This window comes from Phaeodactylibacter xiamenensis, from assembly GCF_000759025.1.
Classification (GTDB): domain Bacteria; phylum Bacteroidota; class Bacteroidia; order Chitinophagales; family Saprospiraceae; genus Phaeodactylibacter; species Phaeodactylibacter xiamenensis.
The window spans coordinates 1-19480 of sequence record NZ_JPOS01000083.1 but is presented as its reverse complement, the minus strand read 5'-3'; the positions used below and the strand labels follow the sequence as shown (position 1 = coordinate 19480).

The following is a 19480-nucleotide window of genomic DNA, read 5'->3' as shown; positions in this document are numbered from 1 at the left end:
TTGTGTGGTTGTTGTGTTCAGGTGACTAAAATCAGCAATTGGAAGCGTCTTTCACAGGACGTTTAGATAAGAACAAAGTACTATCTTTACAACCTCAGGCAAACAACTGCTGTTTTATTTCAAATCATTTAATAACTGACAAAACCACTGAAAATGGCATTTGAATTCACGGATGCAAACTTCAAAGATACCGTACTGGACAAAGAAGGCGTAGCTGTTGTTGACTTTTGGGCAGAATGGTGCGGCCCCTGCCGTATGATTGGCCCAATCATCGAAGAGCTGTCTAAAGAATATGATGGAAAAGTACAAATCGGGAAAGTCAATGTAGACCACAACCCGGAAATTTCCATGAAGTACGGAATCCGCAGTATTCCTACAGTACTCGTCCTGAAAAACGGCGAAGTGGTGGATAAGCAAGTCGGTGTAACGACGAAGAAAGTACTTGCCGATAAGATTGAAGCTCAGCTTTAATCCTTCGGTCAGAATAAAGTGTATCTTAAGCCCTTATCACGTGCAAGCGGTAAGGGCTTAAATTTTTATTTCCTCTATGACACTTAGCGACAATTACGACATTCGGGACCTGGATCAGCTGGAGCTTCTGGCCCGGCAGGTGGTGGAAGGCTTTATCATCGGGCTGCACAAAAGCCCGTTTCACGGTTTTTCGGTGGAATTTGCCGAGCACCGGCTCTACAATCAGGGCGAAGATACCCGCAATATTGACTGGAAGGTGTATGCCCGAACGGACCGTTTATTTACCAAGCGGTTTGAAGAGGAGACCAACCTGCGGTGCCAAATCGTTATCGATACGTCTTCCTCCATGTATTTTCCGGAAGCAGAAGGCAAAGACCGGGGCAACTACCTCAACAAGCTCCGTTTTTCGGCACTCGGCGCTGCCGCACTGATGAACCTGCTGCAAAAGCAACGCGATGCCTTTGGGCTCAGCCTTTTCGATGAATCCGTAAAGACGCATACCCGCTGCAAAAGCAGTACTTCCCACTACCGCCTGATGCTCACTCACCTGGAGGAAGCCATCAATAATCCGGTGCGGAACCGCGCCACCTCTGCCGCCGAAGCCATTCACCAGATAGCAGACAGCATCCATAAGCGCTCTATGGTCATGATCTTTAGCGACATGTTTGACCAGTCGAGCGATACCGAGCAGCTGTTTTCTGCCCTTCAGCACTTAAAACACAACAAGCACGAGGTCGTCCTCTTCCACGTCGTAGATAAGGCTCAGGAAATGGACTTTGACTTCGAGAACCGCCCTTACTTATTTGTGGATATGGAGACGGGCGAAGAAGTCCGCCTGCAGTCCAATCAGGTAAAAGACTACTATATTTCTCAGATGAAGCAGTTCAAGGAAGACCTGAAGCTTAAATGCCTGCAATACCACATCGACTTTGTGGAAGCGGACATCAACGAAGGGTTCAAGACCATACTTCAGGGGTATTTGGTAAAGCGGGGGAAGATGCGGGTATAAAAATTGAACCGGGCAGGGCTTGCCCTACCCGGTCTGCTTGATCTACACTTAGTTCATCAGCAATAATCGCCTGGTAACAGGTTTTTTTCCTTCCTGCGTTATCCGAATGAGTACTACCTGTTGGCTAATGCCCCAATCTGTTGTATTCAGGCTATGCTTTTGTCCACCAATGATCCTGTACCTGCCCAGTTCCTGCCCTAACAGAGTGAGGACCGTTACATCAGTAGCTTCTCCGCTATTGGTTTCCAGGAAGACTATCTCACCTGCAGGGTTTGGGAAAAGCTTGAAATCGGCCTTATCTTCTCCTTCTTTTACAAATATTGGCTGACTGCTGTCCTGGTTAGCGGCCATTGCGCTACCGCCAATATTTAAATTTGGGCCTATGACGAAGCCAGAATTAGCATTATTGCAAAGCGCTTTAACTCTCCACTGCACAATAGACCCCGGCGATAAATTATTGACTGTATAGTCGGAAGTATTGATATCCAGGCTTACAGGGCTTCCACCTATCGGGCGATATTGCAACCGGTAACTATTAGCGTTAGGGACAGCACTCCAGGAAAGGGTTCCGCTAGTACCTGAAACCTGAACGGCTTGTAAGCTATTGGGATCCATACAACCCTCGTCCAAATCGCATATGTTATTATTGTTACTGTCTATTAGCATGCCTGTACAATTACAATCTGTTCCATACACATCGTTTTCGGTACAAGCGTTGCCGTCATTGCATGGTGTGCCAATAAGCGCGTCATCAAGCCCAGGACACTGATCTTCGGCATCACAAATGCCATCTGAATCTGCATCCGGACAGGTATCCGTATCGGTAGTAAAAGATTGAATATCCGAGAAAGGACTGTTCTCATTACCACAAATCGCACGGACTCTCCATAGATAAACCGTTGACGCTGAAAGGCCGGTCAGGGGGTAGCTGGTACTGCTGACCGTTTCTGACACCAGTTGGCTGAAAGGGGCTCCTTGTGGCAGGTATTGCAAGAGGTACTGGCCCGCAGGCCCTACCTGGTCCCAGGTCAGCAAAGCGGAAGTGCCCGTGATACCTGTAGCTTGCAGATTCATCGGCGTTGTGCAGTCCGCTGTTTCATCGAGATCACAGATATCATTGTTGTTCTGGTCGAGAAGTACGCCTACGCAGTTGCAACTTGTGGTGTACACATCATTAACAGTACAAGGGTCTCCATCGTCACAGGGCGTGCCGATGAGGGCGTCATCCAGCCCGGGGCACTGATCAGCCGTATCACAAACGCCATCATTATCGGTATCGAGACAATTAGTAGTGAAAGTGCCAATATCTGAAAAAGGACTATTGACACCGGCACATATCGCTCTGACCCTCCACTGATAGGTTGTACTCGGTTCCAGTCCGGTCAGGTTTACCGAGGCACCTGATGCAGAGATGGTTACAAGTGCGCTAAACGGTGCACCCTGAGCGAGATACTGAAACTCGTAACTATCAGCAGTGCTAACTGTACTCCAGCCCACCAGAGCAGTAGCTGCCGTTACATTATTCACCTGTAGCCCAACAGGTGCGCTACAGCCCTCGTCCAGGTCACAAATGTTGTTATTGTTTTGGTCAATAAGATCGCCAACGCAGTTACAGTCCAGCGTATAGACATCATTAATGGTACATGGGTCTCCATCGTCACAAGGCGTACCGATGAGCGCATCATCCAGCCCGGGGCACTGATCGGCAAAATCACAGATACCATCCCCATCGGTATCCAGGCAATCGGTTACAAAATTGGGGCCCTGGGCCGGCTGAGCAACTCCGTTGCTGCAATTAGCGATAAGCTCCCATTCATAGGTCACGCCGTCCTGCAGATTGGAAAGTGTAGCAGAAGTGCCACTGACTAATACCTCCGCCCATATTGCATTAACGAAGGCGCGCCGGTAACGCAGGGAGTAATTCACTGCGCCAGGAGCTGCAGCCCACGAAACCTGAGCAGTCGAGCTGGTTACAACTCCTACCGTGAGCCCGGAGGGAGACGGACATACTCCCGCGGCATTGCCATACCTGAACAGCTCTCTGGAGCCATTACCTAGCAGGTAAAAGCCACCAGACGAAAGAGCGTGGACCTCAAGGCCGCTTGTGGACTCCTCCTGATTGATGATAGTGCACACCCGATCTCCATTTGCCGGGTTATACTTAACCGTTACATTGCTCAACCGCATCAGACCAGTTGGGCCATGAGGATACTGTGGCCCACCACTGCCCGTAGCGTAGAGCAACCCGTCAACTCCGAGATGCAGAGAGGCAGGGATTTCATCATTATTTGTTGTTTCGTTATAACGGTCTGACCAAAGCACGTTGCCCATGTTATCGCCTTTCACCGTTATCCAATCCACATATGGCAGACCGGAAGTTTGGGTAGACTGACATAAAAAGTAATAATTACCTGCGGCGTCGAAGGCCATGTCTTTAGGGAATTCATAAACCCCGGTATCGTAAGTACGGTTTCCAAGGAAAGTGCCGGAGGCTGAGTATTCTGCAACCGTAATATCATTATTTGCACCGTTGTGCGTAGTCGTCAGCGCGAGAATATTGCCACCCGGAGCTACCATTACGGCTTGTACTCCATTGTAATCACTCGTGTTGTTGACCTCCCACATGATGTTGCCGGAAGGATCAAATTGGCTGAGGTATAAATGCCCTCCGGTAGGGCCGCTGCCGGCAAAAAGGACATTGCCTCCCGGCGTTAACTCCATATCAGTAGGATAGTCTACGGCACCGGTACCTGCAAACGCCGACCATAGCAGGTTACCCGAAGCATCAAACTTGTAGAGCACCAGTTCGCCTTGTGTATCTGCAGCCAGATAGATATCCCCATTGCTGCCAATCCGATGGGTACAAAGGTGGGAAAAACTAAATATTTGGAACATATAGACACTATAGCTTTTGCGCCATAGCATGGTTCCTGCGCTATTGTAACGGGCTATCCAAACGCTGTCACCAACCGGATTGCCTGTTATAAAGGACCAATGGAAACCGGAAACCACAAGGTCTCCATTGTCTGCAACGGACAGATTCGCCGTTTCTTCAGATGGGTTATTGGAAACAGTTTCCCAAAGCTGTGTACCATCCGGGCTGTATTTACGAAGACTTGAACCCGATGCTCCACTTGCTGATACATACACATTGCCTGCTCCATCCACCGCCATGTCTTCGCCGGTTTCAGAAGGTGTATTTTGATCGAACTGACGCCAAATCTGATCGCAGTCCTGAGCTTTGCCTAAGGTAAGGGATAAGCTGAATAATACTAGAAAAAATAGGGGTTGACGCATAACTGATGTAGCTTTTGATTTTTTGTAATTCTGTTGCAATTACTAAGCTACAAGCCTTTAAGCATCTGGCTTCTAATTCATTACCGAACGGGAAAAAAATCATCCCGAATGGGATCACTCCTCCCCAACCAGCCACTTTTTGAAGTGCGGAGAGCGTTCCGTACTCACAATAACCTCAAAATCGGAAGGTGGTTCCAGTTCAATTTTCACCCTTGACTTTGAGTAGGTATACATCTCTTTGATCGCGTCCAGCCCGACAATAATCTGCCGGTTGATCCGGAAAAAAAGGCGGGGGTCCAGCAATTCATCCAGCTTTTCCAGGGAGTAATCTACCGGATAGCGTTTGCAGTCTTTGGTATTTACGAAGGTGATCTTGTCTTCTGTATAAAAGTAAGCTGCCTCCGCCACATCAATGATTTTGATCGATTGCCCGATTTTGACCAGAAAGCGGCGGCTATAGGTATCCACACGCAGGGCTTTGGAAAGTTTTTGGTAATCCAGAGGCTGCGCCATGGAAGTATTACGATTACGGACCTTTTCAAGTGCACCGGCCAGTTCTTCCGGCTTTATGGGTTTCAACAGGTAGTCCACCGCATTTACCCGGAACGCCTGAATAGCATATTGGTCATACGCAGTGGTAAAAATGATTGGACAAGTGATTTGAGTGTGATTGAAAATCTCGAAGCTCGCACCGTCAGCCAGGTGTATATCCAGGAGCACCAAATCCGGCATTGGGTGTGCCGAAAACCAGTCCAGGGCGCTTTCTATGCTATCCAGCTTTGCCAGGATATGAGCCTCTGAACGGATCGCCAAAATTTGTTTTTCCAGCCGCCGGGCAGCAGCCTGTTCATCCTCAATAATTAAAACATCCATGTAGAAAATCCATTTTTTTGCAAATCTGTAGTGGCATCCAGCAAAGGCAGCTCCATCCTGAAGAGATGATCATCAGAAACTACCTCCAATGGGGGCGCACCCAGCATTTCATATCGCTGCCGCAGGCTTTCCAGCCCAAATGAGGTGGACGATTCCTTCGTGAACTTTGGTTGTACATTATTAGCCACTATAATTTTATTGCTGCTTATTTCAATTAGTATCCTAAGCTTGCGTGTTGAGGAAATCACATTGTGCTTGACCGCATTCTCCACCAACAGCTGCAACGCAAAAGGCACCACCGCGTACCGGTCGGCATCGGGTACCTTATATTCTACTTCCAGATTCTCTCCGTAGCGATATTTGAGCAGATACCCATAATCTCTGACCAGGCTCAGCTCTTCTGACAGATTGATCACCGCCTGCTCCCTGTACTGCAGAATGCTGCGGTAAAAATCTGATAGCTTATCCACATACTGGACCGCTTCCCCGGGGCTCTCCTCAATGATGGCCGCCAGCGTATTGAAACTATTGAACAGGAAATGAGGGTTAATCTGACTTTTCAGTGCCTCAAACTGACTCTGTACTTTTTCCTTTTCCAGACGGGCTATCCGCTGCTGCCGCCGGTCCCGTTGCCTGATCCAGCTAACCAGCAACAGGAATAAGCCAGCAAGTGCGAGGAGAATGAACCACCATCTCTGCCAGTAAGGAGGATGGATTGTAAACGCATAAGCCACTACCGGCTCGTCGCTGTAAGTATCATTTTCAGTGGAAACCACTTTAAAGGTGTAGGCACCAGGAGGCAGGTTAGAGTAAATCGCTTGCTGATCGCGGGTGGAAATCCAGTCCAGGTCAAAACCATCCAGCTTGTAACGGTATCTCACGGCTTTGGGGTCGGTATACCATAGTCCGGTGAATTCAAAAACGAGGTTATTTTGATTGTGATTGAAGGTGGAAACCAATGGATAATCCACAGGCTCCAAAAAGACAGAAACATTAGTAATCAGCGTTTGGGGGTGAATACTGAGGGGCTCTTCCAATGCGGTATACCTGAGCACCCTGTTTTCCATCCCCAGCCATACCGATCTTCCACTACCAGCGGCTACTGCATTAAGGTTGGGCTCCAGCCCCTTTACCCCGATTCCTTCGTCGTAGTAAATGATATGCCGGGTAAGAGGGTCCAGTAAGTCCACCCCTGAAGGATGAACGATTACGATATTGCCATCCGGTGCCGTGATCAAGCTTGTGATAGCCAGGTCGCGTATCCCTTCCCTAAGGGTCAGGTGGCGAAAGCGAACGCCATCGTATTCAAAGACTCCTTCCCGGGCTGTACTGAACCAAATATGCCCCTGCTTATCTTCGGTAATGGAGTAAACAGCCTGAATGTCGATGCTGTCAATAGTGTTATAGTTATGAAGCTTTCCATCTTCAAGCACACTCAGGCCTTCCCCATCCGTCCCAAACCAAATCCGACCATGACTGTCCGGAAAAACGGTATAGGTGAAATTGGTCCCCAGTGCAGACTGCTCATCAAACCTGGGGGTGATGACAGGGCGCTCACCGAATGGGGCTTCCTGAAAACTATTGACCCCGCCCAGGGTTGCCAGCCAAATAGTGGACCCGCTACCCGTGATATCCAAAATACTGCCGTTGGATAAGCCGTCTTTTGCAGTCAGATGAAGAGGGTGCCTCGTATCTGAAGTTAATATATACAATCCCTGCCCAAAGGTGCCGGCGTAAAGCTGCCCAGCGGGGCTTTCGTACAGGCTGAGCGTATTTTCGGGCAGAATTTTTTCAAATTGATGCGCGCTAAAGTCATAGCGGAACAACCCCGACTGACACCCCACCCAGAGGCCCCCATCCCTGGATTCCAGGACAGCCTGAATGTCGGGTAGCTTTTGCAGCACCTGCTCGAATTTCCGGTTGGCTTTCGAAATGCCGCGAAACTGCTGAATGTTCCAAAGGTTTCCTTCTGCATCTTTCAATAAGTCTAGAATGCGCCCATTTCCGAATGATGGATTTTGTAAGGACGTTAACAGGCTGTCCCTGAAAGTGTAACGCAACAATCCGTCCCCATCCGTGCCAATCCATAATTCCTGATTTTGGTAACTAACCATAGCATTGATTGGTGCATAAGGCCAATATTCGAAAGGGACGCTTACTTCGCCCTTGGCAGCGTTGCATAATGCCAGACCTCCGCTATGCGTACCTACCCAGAACAGTCCGGTCTGCCCGGCGGGAATAACCGCACGGACAATTTCGTCAGGCATGCCCTCTGCTTTGCCGATGGTGGTAATTTGTTTCTGCTCCGCTCTAACCTTACAACGGCTCAGCCCCCCATCAGTCCCTACCCACGCATCACCTTCAGGGTCCACATGAATGGTGTAAATATCATCTCCCGGCAAGCCATCGTCTGTATTGATATTGTACAGGTGCCTGCCGTTGTGGTAGTATAGCCCTTCGCCGTAGGTTGCTACCCAAATCAACCCGTTTGCCCCTTGTCCGAACCCGGTTATTGGTGCATTTGGCAAGCCTTCTTCAATCTGCCACAGCTGAAACGCTACCTTATCCTGAAAGAATACGCAACCGTCCTCATACCCCACCCAAAGGCGATCGCCAATCTCACCTATTGCAGTTACTTTGTTGTTGCAAATAGAATCCGGCATTAAAAAAGGCTGATAATCCAGCCCGTCAAAGCGGAAAAGCCCTTGCTCCGTTCCTACCCAGATATATCGGTTACCAGCCTGGAAAAGGACAGTTGGCTTCACTTCCTGATATTGCTCGGGCATAGGCTGCAGCTCGAATGAAGGCACCTGCGCTTTCAGGAAAGCGGCAGTAGTGAGCAAGGTGAATATCAGGCTGATTTTATACATACATCAAGGCGTCTTGGGGAGGAAGACCGCTCGGATTTCCACTGCAATCTCTTCGGCAATTTTCTGGTGAACGATCTTAGGGATGCTAATGTCATGCTCTGCCAGCAGGACGGTAAAGTCGGCGCGGACTTCGATTTGCCCCTCTTCCACCTGTAGCTCACTGCGGATGATCCGTTCCCGCTTTATGCCATGTACATTGAGCTGTCCTTTGGCTCTTACCGTATAAAGCCCATCTTTTGTGAAGTCAATGTTTTCGATGATCTTACCGGAGAACGTGGCATTGGGGTACTGCTTGCTTTCCATGTAATTCTCATTGAAGTGCACCCGCTGCAGCGGGCTGTTAAATCCCTCGAAGGAAGACATAGGCACTGAAAAGGCAAAGGTGCGCTCCTCCGCGTTGATCAGCCCCTTTAATTCCGTGGAAGATGCTTCGATAAGCTCCAGGGGAGCGTCAGACCGGAAGTACACCGAGCCCTTATCCACTTCGTATAGCTTTGTATCGGAAAGCTGCCCGAAGGTGAGGCCTATCAATGCTATTATCCAGGTAAAGTTCATGTGCTTTCATTTCAGTAAAAGACGAACAGCTCCAAATTTATTGAATTTTCGGGCGGACAACCGTAAAGACCCGGGAAACATTAAAGCCAAAGTGAATACCGCCATTACCCCAGGTTTCAACGGTTTGGGTCACCAGGCCAGGCTCAATCATGGAGGTGGAATTGGTAAAGTGAAGCTGGAAAACATGCCCGCCGGTTTCAATATCAAACCCTACAGAAAGTGCATTCCGGAAGCCCGGCAGCAATTGATCAGGCAGCACGTAGGTGTATTCTGCATTCAGGGCGACCCGTTTCGTAAGTTTAATTCGGCCGGCAGCAGCAATAGCGTATACATCATGCGCCTCTGCCGCTGTTTTGACCAGATTCCGGTGCACCACGGTTGGCGAAACCTGCAGGGAAAAATTCTCACTGAATTTACGCCCTAAAATCAACTGAAAGGTGTAGTACATCCTGGAGCTGAAGTAATTCTCCCGGTCGGGGTTCTGCCATTTCATGGACTGAATGGCGGTTGTAGCCAAAAAGGCCGCCGTGACGGGCATCACTTTTTTTCCCTTGCTTTGCCGGAGAAACTTGTACTTCACAAAACCGTCAAAGGTCTTCTGATAGCTGCTCCGTCCCAGGCCTACGGTCAGTTGGTCGGTTATGCCGTAATCTCCCCCGATACGGATAGAGGCGTTGTCCAGCCCAAAAAGCTCATACGCGCCCCGGTTAAGGGTACCAAAGCGGTGGCTGATCTTAATGTCCAGTACACCAGCAGAAGTACTTTCCAGGGAATGCAAATTGATCACCCGGTTGGTTTTGAAACTGGCATTAGCATATTCTATGGTTTCTTCTTCTTCCCCCAGTAAGGCGAGCAGGTCGTCTTCCTGAGCATAGAGCACTGCCCCTGAGCCAAGCGTGAACAACAATAAAAACAGTGAAAGTTTAGACATAATCCGGCAAGATAAAGGAAGCCGGGCAATCCGGGGGGAAGCAGCCCGGCTTCTACGAAGAGATTAAATATTAGTTCTCATAGCCCTGAGGCAGATGCATGTGGTGAATCCAGTCCCCAAAATGCGCTGCTTAGCGGGACAGTGGCTGATAATCAATAGCGACCGTGACTTTTACTTCCTTAGCTATATTGTCTCTGACCACCGCTGGAATTTCAATGTCGTAATCAGCTACAGCGATCGGGAACTCGGAAGCAGCGGAGATAGCATCGCCTTTAACTGTTATTACGCCAGGGGCTTCCACCGTTTGGGTAACACCGTGGATGGTCATATCTCCCGCTACGGTGACCGGGTACTCCCCGTCTTTAGACAGGTTGACCTTCGACCAGTCTTTCACGGCACCCTTAAAGGTCGCCTTGGGATAAGTACTGCTTTCCATGTAGTTTTCATTGAAGTGCTCCTGCATCAGGGCTTTTTCAAACTGAAAGGCTTTGATAAGAATGGCAAATTCCATGCGCCCGCTTTCGGCGTCGAGTACGCTTGTGGCTTTACTGTTGTGCGCCTCAATGTTCTCGATAGGTGTGCTGGAAAAGAAAGCAACGTTGCCATCGCGGGTAAAGTATTTCTGAGCTTGCATTGCTGTGCCTGCCATCAACAGGCAAGCTACAACGATTGTGATCTTTTTCATGGTAGTATGGTTTATGGTTGTTCAAAAATTATCAGTTCGGAAGAGGATTACCCCTTCACCACGCAGCGCACTAAGACTACGTCCATCAGCATGCCTGTGCAGATGCCTTTGACCGTGACTTCTTCGCCGGGCTCAAACGTCGTTTTCTGGTGCTCCGTCAGTTCATCGAGCTGGCAAATGACTCCGAACATATCGTTGCCGCTATTCAGGGTCAGGCTGATACCGCCTTCATCGTTGTTGGAGACCTGTTGCACCTCTCCTTTGACTTCCACCACCTTGTCCAGATAGGTTTCATTGGCAGACAGCTCGTCCTTTTCAAAAGCCTGGAAAAGCTCTGTTGCGGTCATGGTAACGTCCGCATCGGCTTTTTCCATGTTTTGGTGAGGCTTATTGTATTGATAAAACCCAACGGCAGCACCAATGACCGCCAGCAGTAGTAGGTATTTCAAATATTTCATAGCAATTGAGTTTTTAGTTATCCGGGGCGCCATCGTTCACCCACTTTTCAATTTTTTCGATGGTACAATCAACAAGCTGAGGAGCGCCCTGCGGCATAGCCGGAAAGCCACTTTCGTGACGAATGACGCCCAGTAGTTGCCCGTTGTCTGCATAAGTTTTAAGGTTATTGTGCCCTTCCAGTGTGACATTCCCGAAATTTGCGGCTGCGCTATGGCAGTTCAGGCAGTTATCCTCAATAATCGGAGCGATGGTAGTGGCATAGCCAACATCCAGGGTGTCGCAACCGGTATTGGGGTACAACTCCTCCTCCACATCATAATAGCAGCCCGGCAAAACCGCCAACAAGGACATTATTGCGGCAAGGGCGATCAGACAGTTTTTCATCGTACATTAATTGTTAGGTGCGCCTGCTGCTACCCAGGATTCAATTTGATCAATCGTACATTGCGGCAGCGGGGACTGTGCGCCCAGCGGCATGGGATCGTAACCGGGAGCCCAGCTGATGACCCCAACCAGCAAGCCTTGTTCCGCGACAGCTTTGATTTTTTCGTAGCTGCTCAGAGAAATACCAGCGTTTGGCACATCATCATTGTGGCAACCGAAGCAGTTGGTGTTAATCACCGGTAAAACCTGTGCGGCAAAGCTGACAGCAGTCGTATCGCAACCACCGGCTCCGGGATTACAGGTTTCGTTTTTCGCGCCCTGCAATATCCACTTACTGATTAGGTTGATCTGCTGGCTCGTCAGCGGATTATTGGGTGGAGGCGGCATGCGTTTATCGGGGTCATCATCAGTAATCACTTCGTATAAATCGCTGCCATCCAAATCAAAGGCCTCGACATCAGCTGTATTGATCACTGATGTATAGGAGGTCAGGATTACACCATCCTGTGCACTGTTATCATCATGACAACCACCGAAGGCACAATTTGAACGCAGGATGGGCAATACATCCAATTCAAAGTATACCACTTCCGGGTCGCAAGGCGTCCCCGAAGTATCCACCGGATTGTCTGTAGAGTCGATCGGGTTGGAGATATCAGTGGTATCTACCGGCGTAATCGGATCATCGCCCAATACCGGGTCATGCTTACAGCTGTTGAGGCTGAGGGCAAAAAATACCGCGCCTGCCAAAATGATTATCCAATTGTTGTGCTTTAGTATCATCGGTTAAATTTCTAGTCCAAAGGTAAGCCTATATCGAGGGCAGCGGCAACTATTTTCCGCCGAACCGGAAAAAACCGATGCTGAACCCGGTCAATGTTGTGCGGCAACGGGTTCCTCCGCTACACTGCCGGGGCTCATCATACTCCTTCCGCCTCTGAGCTGTGCAGCAGCATCTATGGCAAATACACCGTTCACAGCGATCTCCTCTCCGGAGGCAAGCCCTTCTTCAATAGTGTAGACATCTCCATGGGAAGGCCCTAAAACGACCGTTCGTGGCCGGAATACCGGTTGATTAAATGCCGAATCTCTAACATAGACTACGGACCGCTTTCCGGTCCACAGGATTGCCGATCGCGGCAGCAAAACTGAAGAATGATCAGAGCTTGCACCCGATTCAACCGTGCCTTCCACCAGCATATCCGGCTTCAGGCGGTGGCCGGGGTTGGGCAATTCCACCCGCACCTCTACAGTCCGGCTGTCCGGATCAACGACCGGGCTGATAAAGGATATCCTGCCCTCAAAGCGTTCGCCAGGAAAAGCCTCTGTTGTCAATTGAACCTGACTGCCCAGCCTTATCGATGACAATTGAGTTTCGTACACTTCGAGGACAGCCCACAGCTTATCCAAACTGGCAATGGTGTACAAAGTAGTTGGTGCTCCCATGTGGGCATTAGCAGTGTAATCTCCGGTATGGGTGAAATGCTCCAGGACATACCCTTCATAGTCTGCGCTGATCGTCACCGGATGACGGTACTGCCCGGAAGCTACATCAAACTGTTGCAGGACTTCGAGGTCCAGGTTCCAGCTTTTGAGGTTGTTCTTTGCCGCCCGCAGAATGGATTCAGAGTTGGTATTGTGCACAAAAGCCTCGACTACCGCGATCAGGTCTTTGGAATAAATGGAAGCCACGGGCTCGCCTTTTTTTACATAATCCCCTTCAGCGGTAATGTATAAGGCCTCTATCCGGCCAGGTAGCCCTGCGGCCTGCCTGCGGATTTGGCCCGGGGGTATTTTCAGGCGACCGGATACCGGGATGCCGCCACGGGAAGACTTCGGATCGCCTACAATCTGAGTTTCCACACCAGATAGCAGCAGTTCTGCATCCGACAAGGCGACTAAATCGGGATTGAACTGCGGCAGGAGCCTTTTCTTTATTAGCTTCATGCCGCAAGCCGGGCACTGACCCGGTTCGGGCTGTTCCAAAGAAAGGTGCATGCTACACGTGTAAATATCAGTGGCTTCTGCCGCACAATTCACGAAAGACTGCATAGGATGAGGGGCAGCAACAGGCGTATTCCCCTGCCCCAGGTAATACCCCAGGCCCCATGCGATCAAAAAACCGGCGGCGATGCCTAACTTCAGATTGCTGGTCATTGTTTCTTATTTTATTGGAGGATAACCCTGCCCTGATAGACTCTGCGGCTGGACCGCAACTCAACGATATACATGCCGGCAGAAGCCGACAAAGGCGCTTCCACAGCCAAATCCGGTTTTCCTTTTACCTGTCCCTCTGTTAGCAACCGGCCCTGAAGGTCATAAATAAAAAGCTGAAGGTCTTGTTGATAATCAGCAGGGTGTATACCCGCTACCGTCCAGTTAGGCTGCCCCATAGGTGCCGGATTGGGTGCAATCGTAACTTTGTAATTGACCTGTTCGGTGGCTGCAATCCCGGTAGTCCCCACGAAAACACTTTCACACAAGGCTTTATTGCAGCCCGTTATCGTATCCTGCACCAGTAAGCAGATATTATAAGTACCTGAAGAGGAATAGGTGTGTACCGGATTTTGCTGATGCGAAGTCATGCCATCGCCAAAGCCCCAGAGCCATTGGTTGGGCATCCCTGATGTCAGGTCAACAAACTGCACCGATAATGGATCCTCCGGATTAACCGTGTAGGTAAAGCCAGGGGCAAACAACAGGCAGGGGTCCGTAAGGTCAATTTCCTGGCATAGTTCACCACTACACCCATCGGCTAACACTTCAAGGCAAATAGTGTAGGTTCCCAGGTTATCGTAAGTGTAGGTGATACTGTCCTGACCGGAAATAGTAGTCCCGTTGCCAAGGTTCCAGGACCAGTCCTGCACCGGTGCAGTACTTTGCGTGGCATCCACCAATGTAACAGACAACCCATCGGAAAACAAGGCGAAATCAATGTTGCAAAGCGTGCTGCTTACTTCAATCTCCGAACAGTGCATGTCCAGGCAACCGGTACTGTTGTCCATTACCGTCAGGCAAACCGTATAAGTGCCTGCTGTTGGAAAAACATGCACCGGGTTTGGCGCGGTACTAGTTGTTCCGTCCCCAAATGACCAGGACCAGGAAGTGACATTGAGCTCCGTCTCGTCGGTAAAGGCTACCTCAAGGCTGTTGTTGGTTGGTGCGGCGCTAAAACCAGCAGAATAACCCAAACAAGGATCCGAACAATCCGGCATTTCCACTTCTGTGGTGAACTGACAGTCTACCTCGAGTGCATCACGCACCTGTACCTCGTGAACCTGGCCATCAGCAGAGATAGGAATAACGACCGATTGAGCAGCACCTACCTCGAAAGCATAGGGACTACCATTTGTCAACACACCATCAATCAGGACTTCAAAACCTGCAGATCCTGTATTGACAGCCTGAAAGAAAATCTCTGCATTAAGCATGCCATCAGCACAAGGCTCCACAGCGGTGATCAATCCAGCCATACCAATGCCACCTGGCCCACCGTGCGGTACGCAATAATAGGGGTGCGACCCGGCAGTGGTGATGGTGACATCGAAAACAGCACCTTCTCCCAACAGGCCTGAGTTCCAGCTATCCGGACCGGCAGTGGCATCGCTTGTAGCGGTATGAGGAATAGCACCCGTCCATACAAAACGGACCACATCTCCAACGGCTACTTCCAGATTAGCTGGCAGGAAATCAAAATCCCGTACCTCCACTACATGAATGACCACAGGGTCTACAGCCAGGCTATCGAAGCTCAACAGGCAGTCCTGACTGCAATCCGGTGTCACTACAGACAAGGTATCGGCACAAGCAATACTATCCACATCTGCAATAATGATCTGATGGGACAGCCCATCACCCTCTAAAGTAAGTGTTGCCGGCAGGTCGCTGTAGCTAAATGGCGATCCGGTTTGGAGCACGCCATCTACAAAAAGGTCGTACCCGGTACCACCGGTATGCATACCAGAAAGACCAAGAGTATAGTTAACCATTCCATTTTCACATCCACTGCTTGGATCAAGCGCGAGGCTGAGATCACAAAATACAGGATCATCTGTCCCACATATTGGGGTAACGAAAGTCAATGTATCAGCACACTCCACTGCGTTGACATCCCTGATAATAAGTTCATGGGATTCCCCATCGCCAGGCAGATAAACAGCACTGCCCGTACCGTTAACTGTAGCCCATAACACGCCATCCAAGCTCACCTCAAAGGGGCCCTCCGAGTTGGTATCGGAAAAGTATATCGTGGTTAAGATACTATCCCCCTGACACGGTGGAGATGCGTTGATCACACCAGCCATACCAATGCCGCCGGGGCCTCCGTGCGGTATGCAATAGTAAGGATGACTGCCGGGCTCATTCAGGACCACATCAAAGATAGCCCCCTGTCCCAGCAAGCCACTATCCCAGCTGTCAGGCCCACTTGTGGCATCTGAAGTGGCGGTATGCGGTATGCTCCCCGTCCAGATAAACCGAACAGTATCTCCAATAAACACATCTAACTGAGCAGGCAAAAACTCAAAGTCCTCCACCAGCACCTCATGTAGAGCCGGGCTTGGGAATTCGACGCTCAGGCTATCTACGCTGCAAGGCGCACTGCAGTCCGGTACCAAGACGGATGTGGTTGCTGCGCAGAACCCAATCTCCAAATCCTGCACAGTGATAAAATGCTGCTGACCGTCTCCCGGAAGGTTGACAAATACCATGTTGGTTCCCATCGGGTTAGCGTAGGAAAAGGGAGCCCCTTCATTTAATTGACCGTCAATATACAGGTTGTAGCCTTGGACACTACCATTGGTGACTTTAAACATTACGGCAACCTGAACGCTGTCTTCCATGCAATCCGGATCCACAACAATCATACCTGCCATGCCAATCCCTCCCGGTCCGCCGTGCGGAATACAATAATAAGGATGTTCGCCCGGCTCCTGAATATTGACTTCAAAGGAGTCCCCTTGCTCAAGCAATCCGCTGTCCCAACTATCCGGCCCGTTGCTGGCATCAGAAGTAGCCGTATGGGGGATTGCCCCCGTCCAGTTAAACCGTATGGTCTCTCCTACCCTTACGGAAGTAAGTGCCGGAAAGAAATCAAAGTCTCTAACTTCAATGATATGGGCAATGCCTGCACCAACGTTGGCCTCTAAATTCAAAATTGCACAGGGCACCTCACAAAGCGGGGCAGTAAAAGTGGTACTCGCAGCGCAAAAGCCGACCTCCAGGTCCTGAACAGTTAGGGTATGCAACAAGCTGTCACCAGGTATAGTAATTGAGGTCGTATTGAACCCCGTAGGATCATCATAGGCAATCGGGCCGGCTACCAAATTCCCGTCTACAAATACCTGGTAGCCCATCGCACTGCCGTTCGTAGTTTCAAAACTGACCCCAACGGTGGCTTGACCAGCGTTGCAAGGATCCTCAATATGAATGGTTCCAGCCATACCGATTCCTCCCGGTCCTCCGTGCGGAATACAGTAGTAGGGATAACTTCCTTCTTCATTCAAAACCAGCTGATAAACTGCCCCTTGTCCCAGCAATCCGCTGTCCCAGCTATCCGGGCCACTTGTGGCATCCGAGGTGGTGGTGTGAGGAATGCTGCCAGTCCAGACGAACGTAATCGTATCTCCGGGCGCTGCAGTAAGAGCAGCAGGCTGAAATTCAAAATCTTCAACCAAAATCTGATGATTGGCTGCGCCGCTGCTATTGACGGACAGTTGCTGTATTTCACAAATTGCGCCACATTGGGGCACCTCCAAAGTAGTGGTTGCCGAACAGTCCAGGCTGTCCGAATCCACCACCTCAAAATTACGCATCATACCATTACCTGCAAGCAGGATAGACAGCTGTGTGACGCCCCCTTGTGCATAGCTGAACGGGCTGTCAGGATGAGTAATACCACCAACCAGTAATTGAAAACTATTTCCCGTAGTTCCGGTATGCGCGATGGTGAGGTCTACCGGCACTTGATTACTGCCATCGCAATCTCCGGCTATCTCAGCTGAGAGGGAAAGCCCGCACGGTTCAGTGGTATTACAATCAGGAGCGACAAAAGTGTAGGTCGCCCCACATCCTGCGGATTGTGCATCCTGAACGAGTAAGGTATGCTCCTGGCCATCACCTGGGACAGACACCTGTACGGACTGTAATGAGCCCGGTTCGTATGGGAATGGACCTGCCGGAAGCGCTGTGTCGTCCAGCAAAACATTGTAAACATCACCCCCTCCCATGATACTGAAAGTCGCCAGCAGATTGATCTGTCCATTATTGCAAGGCGGCTCTACGGTAATGTTACCTGCCATTCCAATGCCTCCCGGTGCCCCGTGGGGGATGCAATAATAAGGGTGCTCACCTAAAGTCTCCAGCACAACGTCATAAACAGCCCCCTGCCCCAATAATCCGCTGTCCCATCTGTCCGGGCCGGATGTGGCATCTGAGGTCGTGGTATGCGGAATAGCCCCTGTCCACAGGAAGCGAATGGTATCACCGGGAGCAACGGTCACCTGCTGAGGAGTAAACTCAAAGTCTTGCACTTCAACAGTGTGCACTACTGGGTTGCCAGAAGTATTGAGTATTAAATCATTGATTTCACAGGGGATAGTGCAGTCTGTGGTCGTCAGGCTGGCGGTGGCCGTGCAGGCGCCATCTTCCAGGTCCGTAACCTGGATATCGTGCGGCTGCCCGTCCCCGGCTATCGGTATTTGTACCGCAGTCGTGCCCGGACCGCTGTAGCTGAACGTGCCTGCGCTGGCGCCGTCTACCTGCACTTCAAAGCCCAGGGCGCTGCCGCCTGCGTCTGATACCGTCAGCGTGGCGGTGATATCCCAATTGTTACAGCCGCCCGTCTCTTCCGCCGAGAGGCTCAGCTGGCAGGTTGGCGCATTGCAGTCCGGCGTGGTTAATGTGGCGGAGGCGCTACAACTGTTGTCTGCTACATCGCGCACGGTAATGGTATGCGTGCCGCCGTCCCCTGGCACCGGTACGGAAGCGCTGTTCTGCCCGCCACCATCGTAGGCGAAGGTGCCCGCTAAAACGCCGTCCACCAGCACCTCGTAGCCGTCCACGCCCGTGCCGCTGGCGCTGAAGCTCAGGTTCGCCTGCACCTGACCGTTCGTGCAATCGGCCTGCACGGTGATGGTCCCCGCCATGCCCTGCCCGCCGGGGCCACCGTGCGGGATGCAGTAATACGGATGCACACCGGCGCTCAGTGCCGGCGACTGGTACACGGCGCCCTGCCCAAGCAGCCCGCTGTCCCAGCTGTCCGGGCCGGACGTGGCATCTGAGGTCGCTGTATGGGCAACAGAGCCAGTCCACACCCATTCCACGATGTCACCCGCAGCAATAGTGATGCTCTGCGGGCTGAAGGCAAAGTCTTCCACGTTGACCGTGTGCACAGCGCTGCCGCCGGTGCTGGCCGTCAGGTTGGTTATAGCACAGGGGATAGTGCAGTCGGTCGTCGTCAGGCTGGCGGTGGCCGCGCAGGCGCCGTCTTCCAAATCCGTAACCTGAATATCGTGCGGCTGCCCGTCCCCGGCTATCGGTATTTGTACGGTGGTCGTGCCCGTGCCGCTGTAGCTGAACGTGCCTGCGCTGGCGCCGTCTACCTGCACCTCAAAGCCCAGAGCGCTGCCCCCTGCGTCTGATACGCTCAGGGTGGCTGTCACATTGCCGCCCGAACAACCGCCTGTCTCTTCCGCCGAAACGCTCAGCTGGCAGGACGGCGCATTGCAGTCCGGCGTGGTTAAGGTGGCGGAGGCGCTGCAGCTGTTGTCCGCTGCATCCCGCACCGTTATCGTGTGCGTGCCGCCGTCGCCCGGGACCGGTACGGAGGCACTGTTCTGACCGCTGCCATCGTAAGAAAAGGTGCCCGCCAGGGCCCCGTCCACCAGCACTTCGTAGCCGTCCACGCCCGTGCCGCTGGCACTGAAGCTCAGGTTCGCCTGCACCTG

13 protein-coding genes are annotated in these 19480 nt (G+C 51.1%); 2 read left to right on the top strand and 11 right to left on the bottom strand.

Annotation, left to right across the window (positions count from 1 at the left end; all coding sequences use genetic code 11):
* Positions 1-153 precede the first annotated feature (153 nt).
* Positions 154-471 (top strand): thioredoxin, encoded by a 318-nt coding sequence (gene trxA, locus IX84_RS22995; RefSeq protein WP_044226403.1) that lies wholly within the window; start codon positions 154-156, stop codon positions 469-471.
* 76 nt (positions 472-547) lie between these two features.
* Entirely contained in the window at positions 548-1480 is a 933-nt protein-coding gene (locus IX84_RS22990; protein WP_044226401.1) for a DUF58 domain-containing protein, read from the top strand.
* A 48-nt stretch (positions 1481-1528) separates the two neighbouring features.
* On the opposite strand, the gene IX84_RS22985 is transcribed toward IX84_RS22990, so the two are convergent.
* The 11 genes from IX84_RS22985 to IX84_RS31420 all read right to left on the bottom strand — a co-directional run.
* A complete protein-coding gene (locus IX84_RS22985) occupies positions 1529-4777 on the bottom strand; it encodes a fibronectin type III domain-containing protein (protein ID WP_044226400.1) in 3249 nt (1082 codons plus the stop codon).
* A gap of 114 nt (positions 4778-4891) precedes the next feature.
* Positions 4892-5650 carry a LytR/AlgR family response regulator transcription factor gene (locus IX84_RS22980; RefSeq protein WP_044226398.1) on the bottom strand — a complete coding sequence of 253 codons (759 nt, stop codon included), beginning with the start codon at positions 5648-5650 and terminating at the stop codon, positions 4892-4894.
* Positions 5638-8520, bottom strand: coding sequence for a sensor histidine kinase (locus IX84_RS22975; RefSeq protein ID WP_044226396.1), 2883 nt, complete (start codon positions 8518-8520; stop codon positions 5638-5640). The genes IX84_RS22980 and IX84_RS22975 overlap by 13 nt, the downstream gene beginning before the upstream one ends.
* A 3-nt stretch (positions 8521-8523) precedes the next feature.
* The gene (locus IX84_RS22970) at positions 8524-9075 is read right to left on the bottom strand and encodes a YceI family protein (RefSeq protein WP_044226395.1); all 552 of its coding nucleotides are present in this window, start codon (positions 9073-9075) and stop codon (positions 8524-8526) included.
* A 37-nt stretch (positions 9076-9112) separates the two neighbouring features.
* Entirely contained in the window at positions 9113-10006 is an 894-nt protein-coding gene (locus IX84_RS22965; protein WP_044226394.1) for a DUF5777 family beta-barrel protein, read from the bottom strand.
* A gap of 130 nt (positions 10007-10136) precedes the next feature.
* Positions 10137-10691, bottom strand: a complete 555-nt coding sequence (locus tag IX84_RS22960; RefSeq protein ID WP_044226392.1) for a YceI family protein — start codon at positions 10689-10691, stop codon at positions 10137-10139.
* 47 nt (positions 10692-10738) lie between these two features.
* Positions 10739-11149 carry an OB-fold protein gene (locus IX84_RS22955; protein WP_044226390.1) on the bottom strand — a complete coding sequence of 137 codons (411 nt, stop codon included), beginning with the start codon at positions 11147-11149 and terminating at the stop codon, positions 10739-10741.
* Positions 11150-11162: 13 nt separating this feature from the next.
* A complete protein-coding gene (locus IX84_RS22950) occupies positions 11163-11534 on the bottom strand; it encodes a hypothetical protein (protein WP_044226387.1) in 372 nt (123 codons plus the stop codon).
* 6 nt (positions 11535-11540) lie between these two features.
* Positions 11541-12317: a c-type cytochrome domain-containing protein gene (locus IX84_RS22945; protein ID WP_052516329.1), complete on the bottom strand. Its 777-nt coding sequence runs from the start codon at positions 12315-12317 to the stop codon at positions 11541-11543.
* 90 nt (positions 12318-12407) lie between these two features.
* Positions 12408-13691 carry an efflux RND transporter periplasmic adaptor subunit gene (locus IX84_RS22940; protein ID WP_052516328.1) on the bottom strand — a complete coding sequence of 428 codons (1284 nt, stop codon included), beginning with the start codon at positions 13689-13691 and terminating at the stop codon, positions 12408-12410.
* A gap of 11 nt (positions 13692-13702) precedes the next feature.
* Positions 13703-19480, bottom strand: a 5778-nt coding sequence (locus tag IX84_RS31420) for a plastocyanin/azurin family copper-binding protein (protein ID WP_052516327.1), incomplete at its 5' end; no start/stop codon positions are given.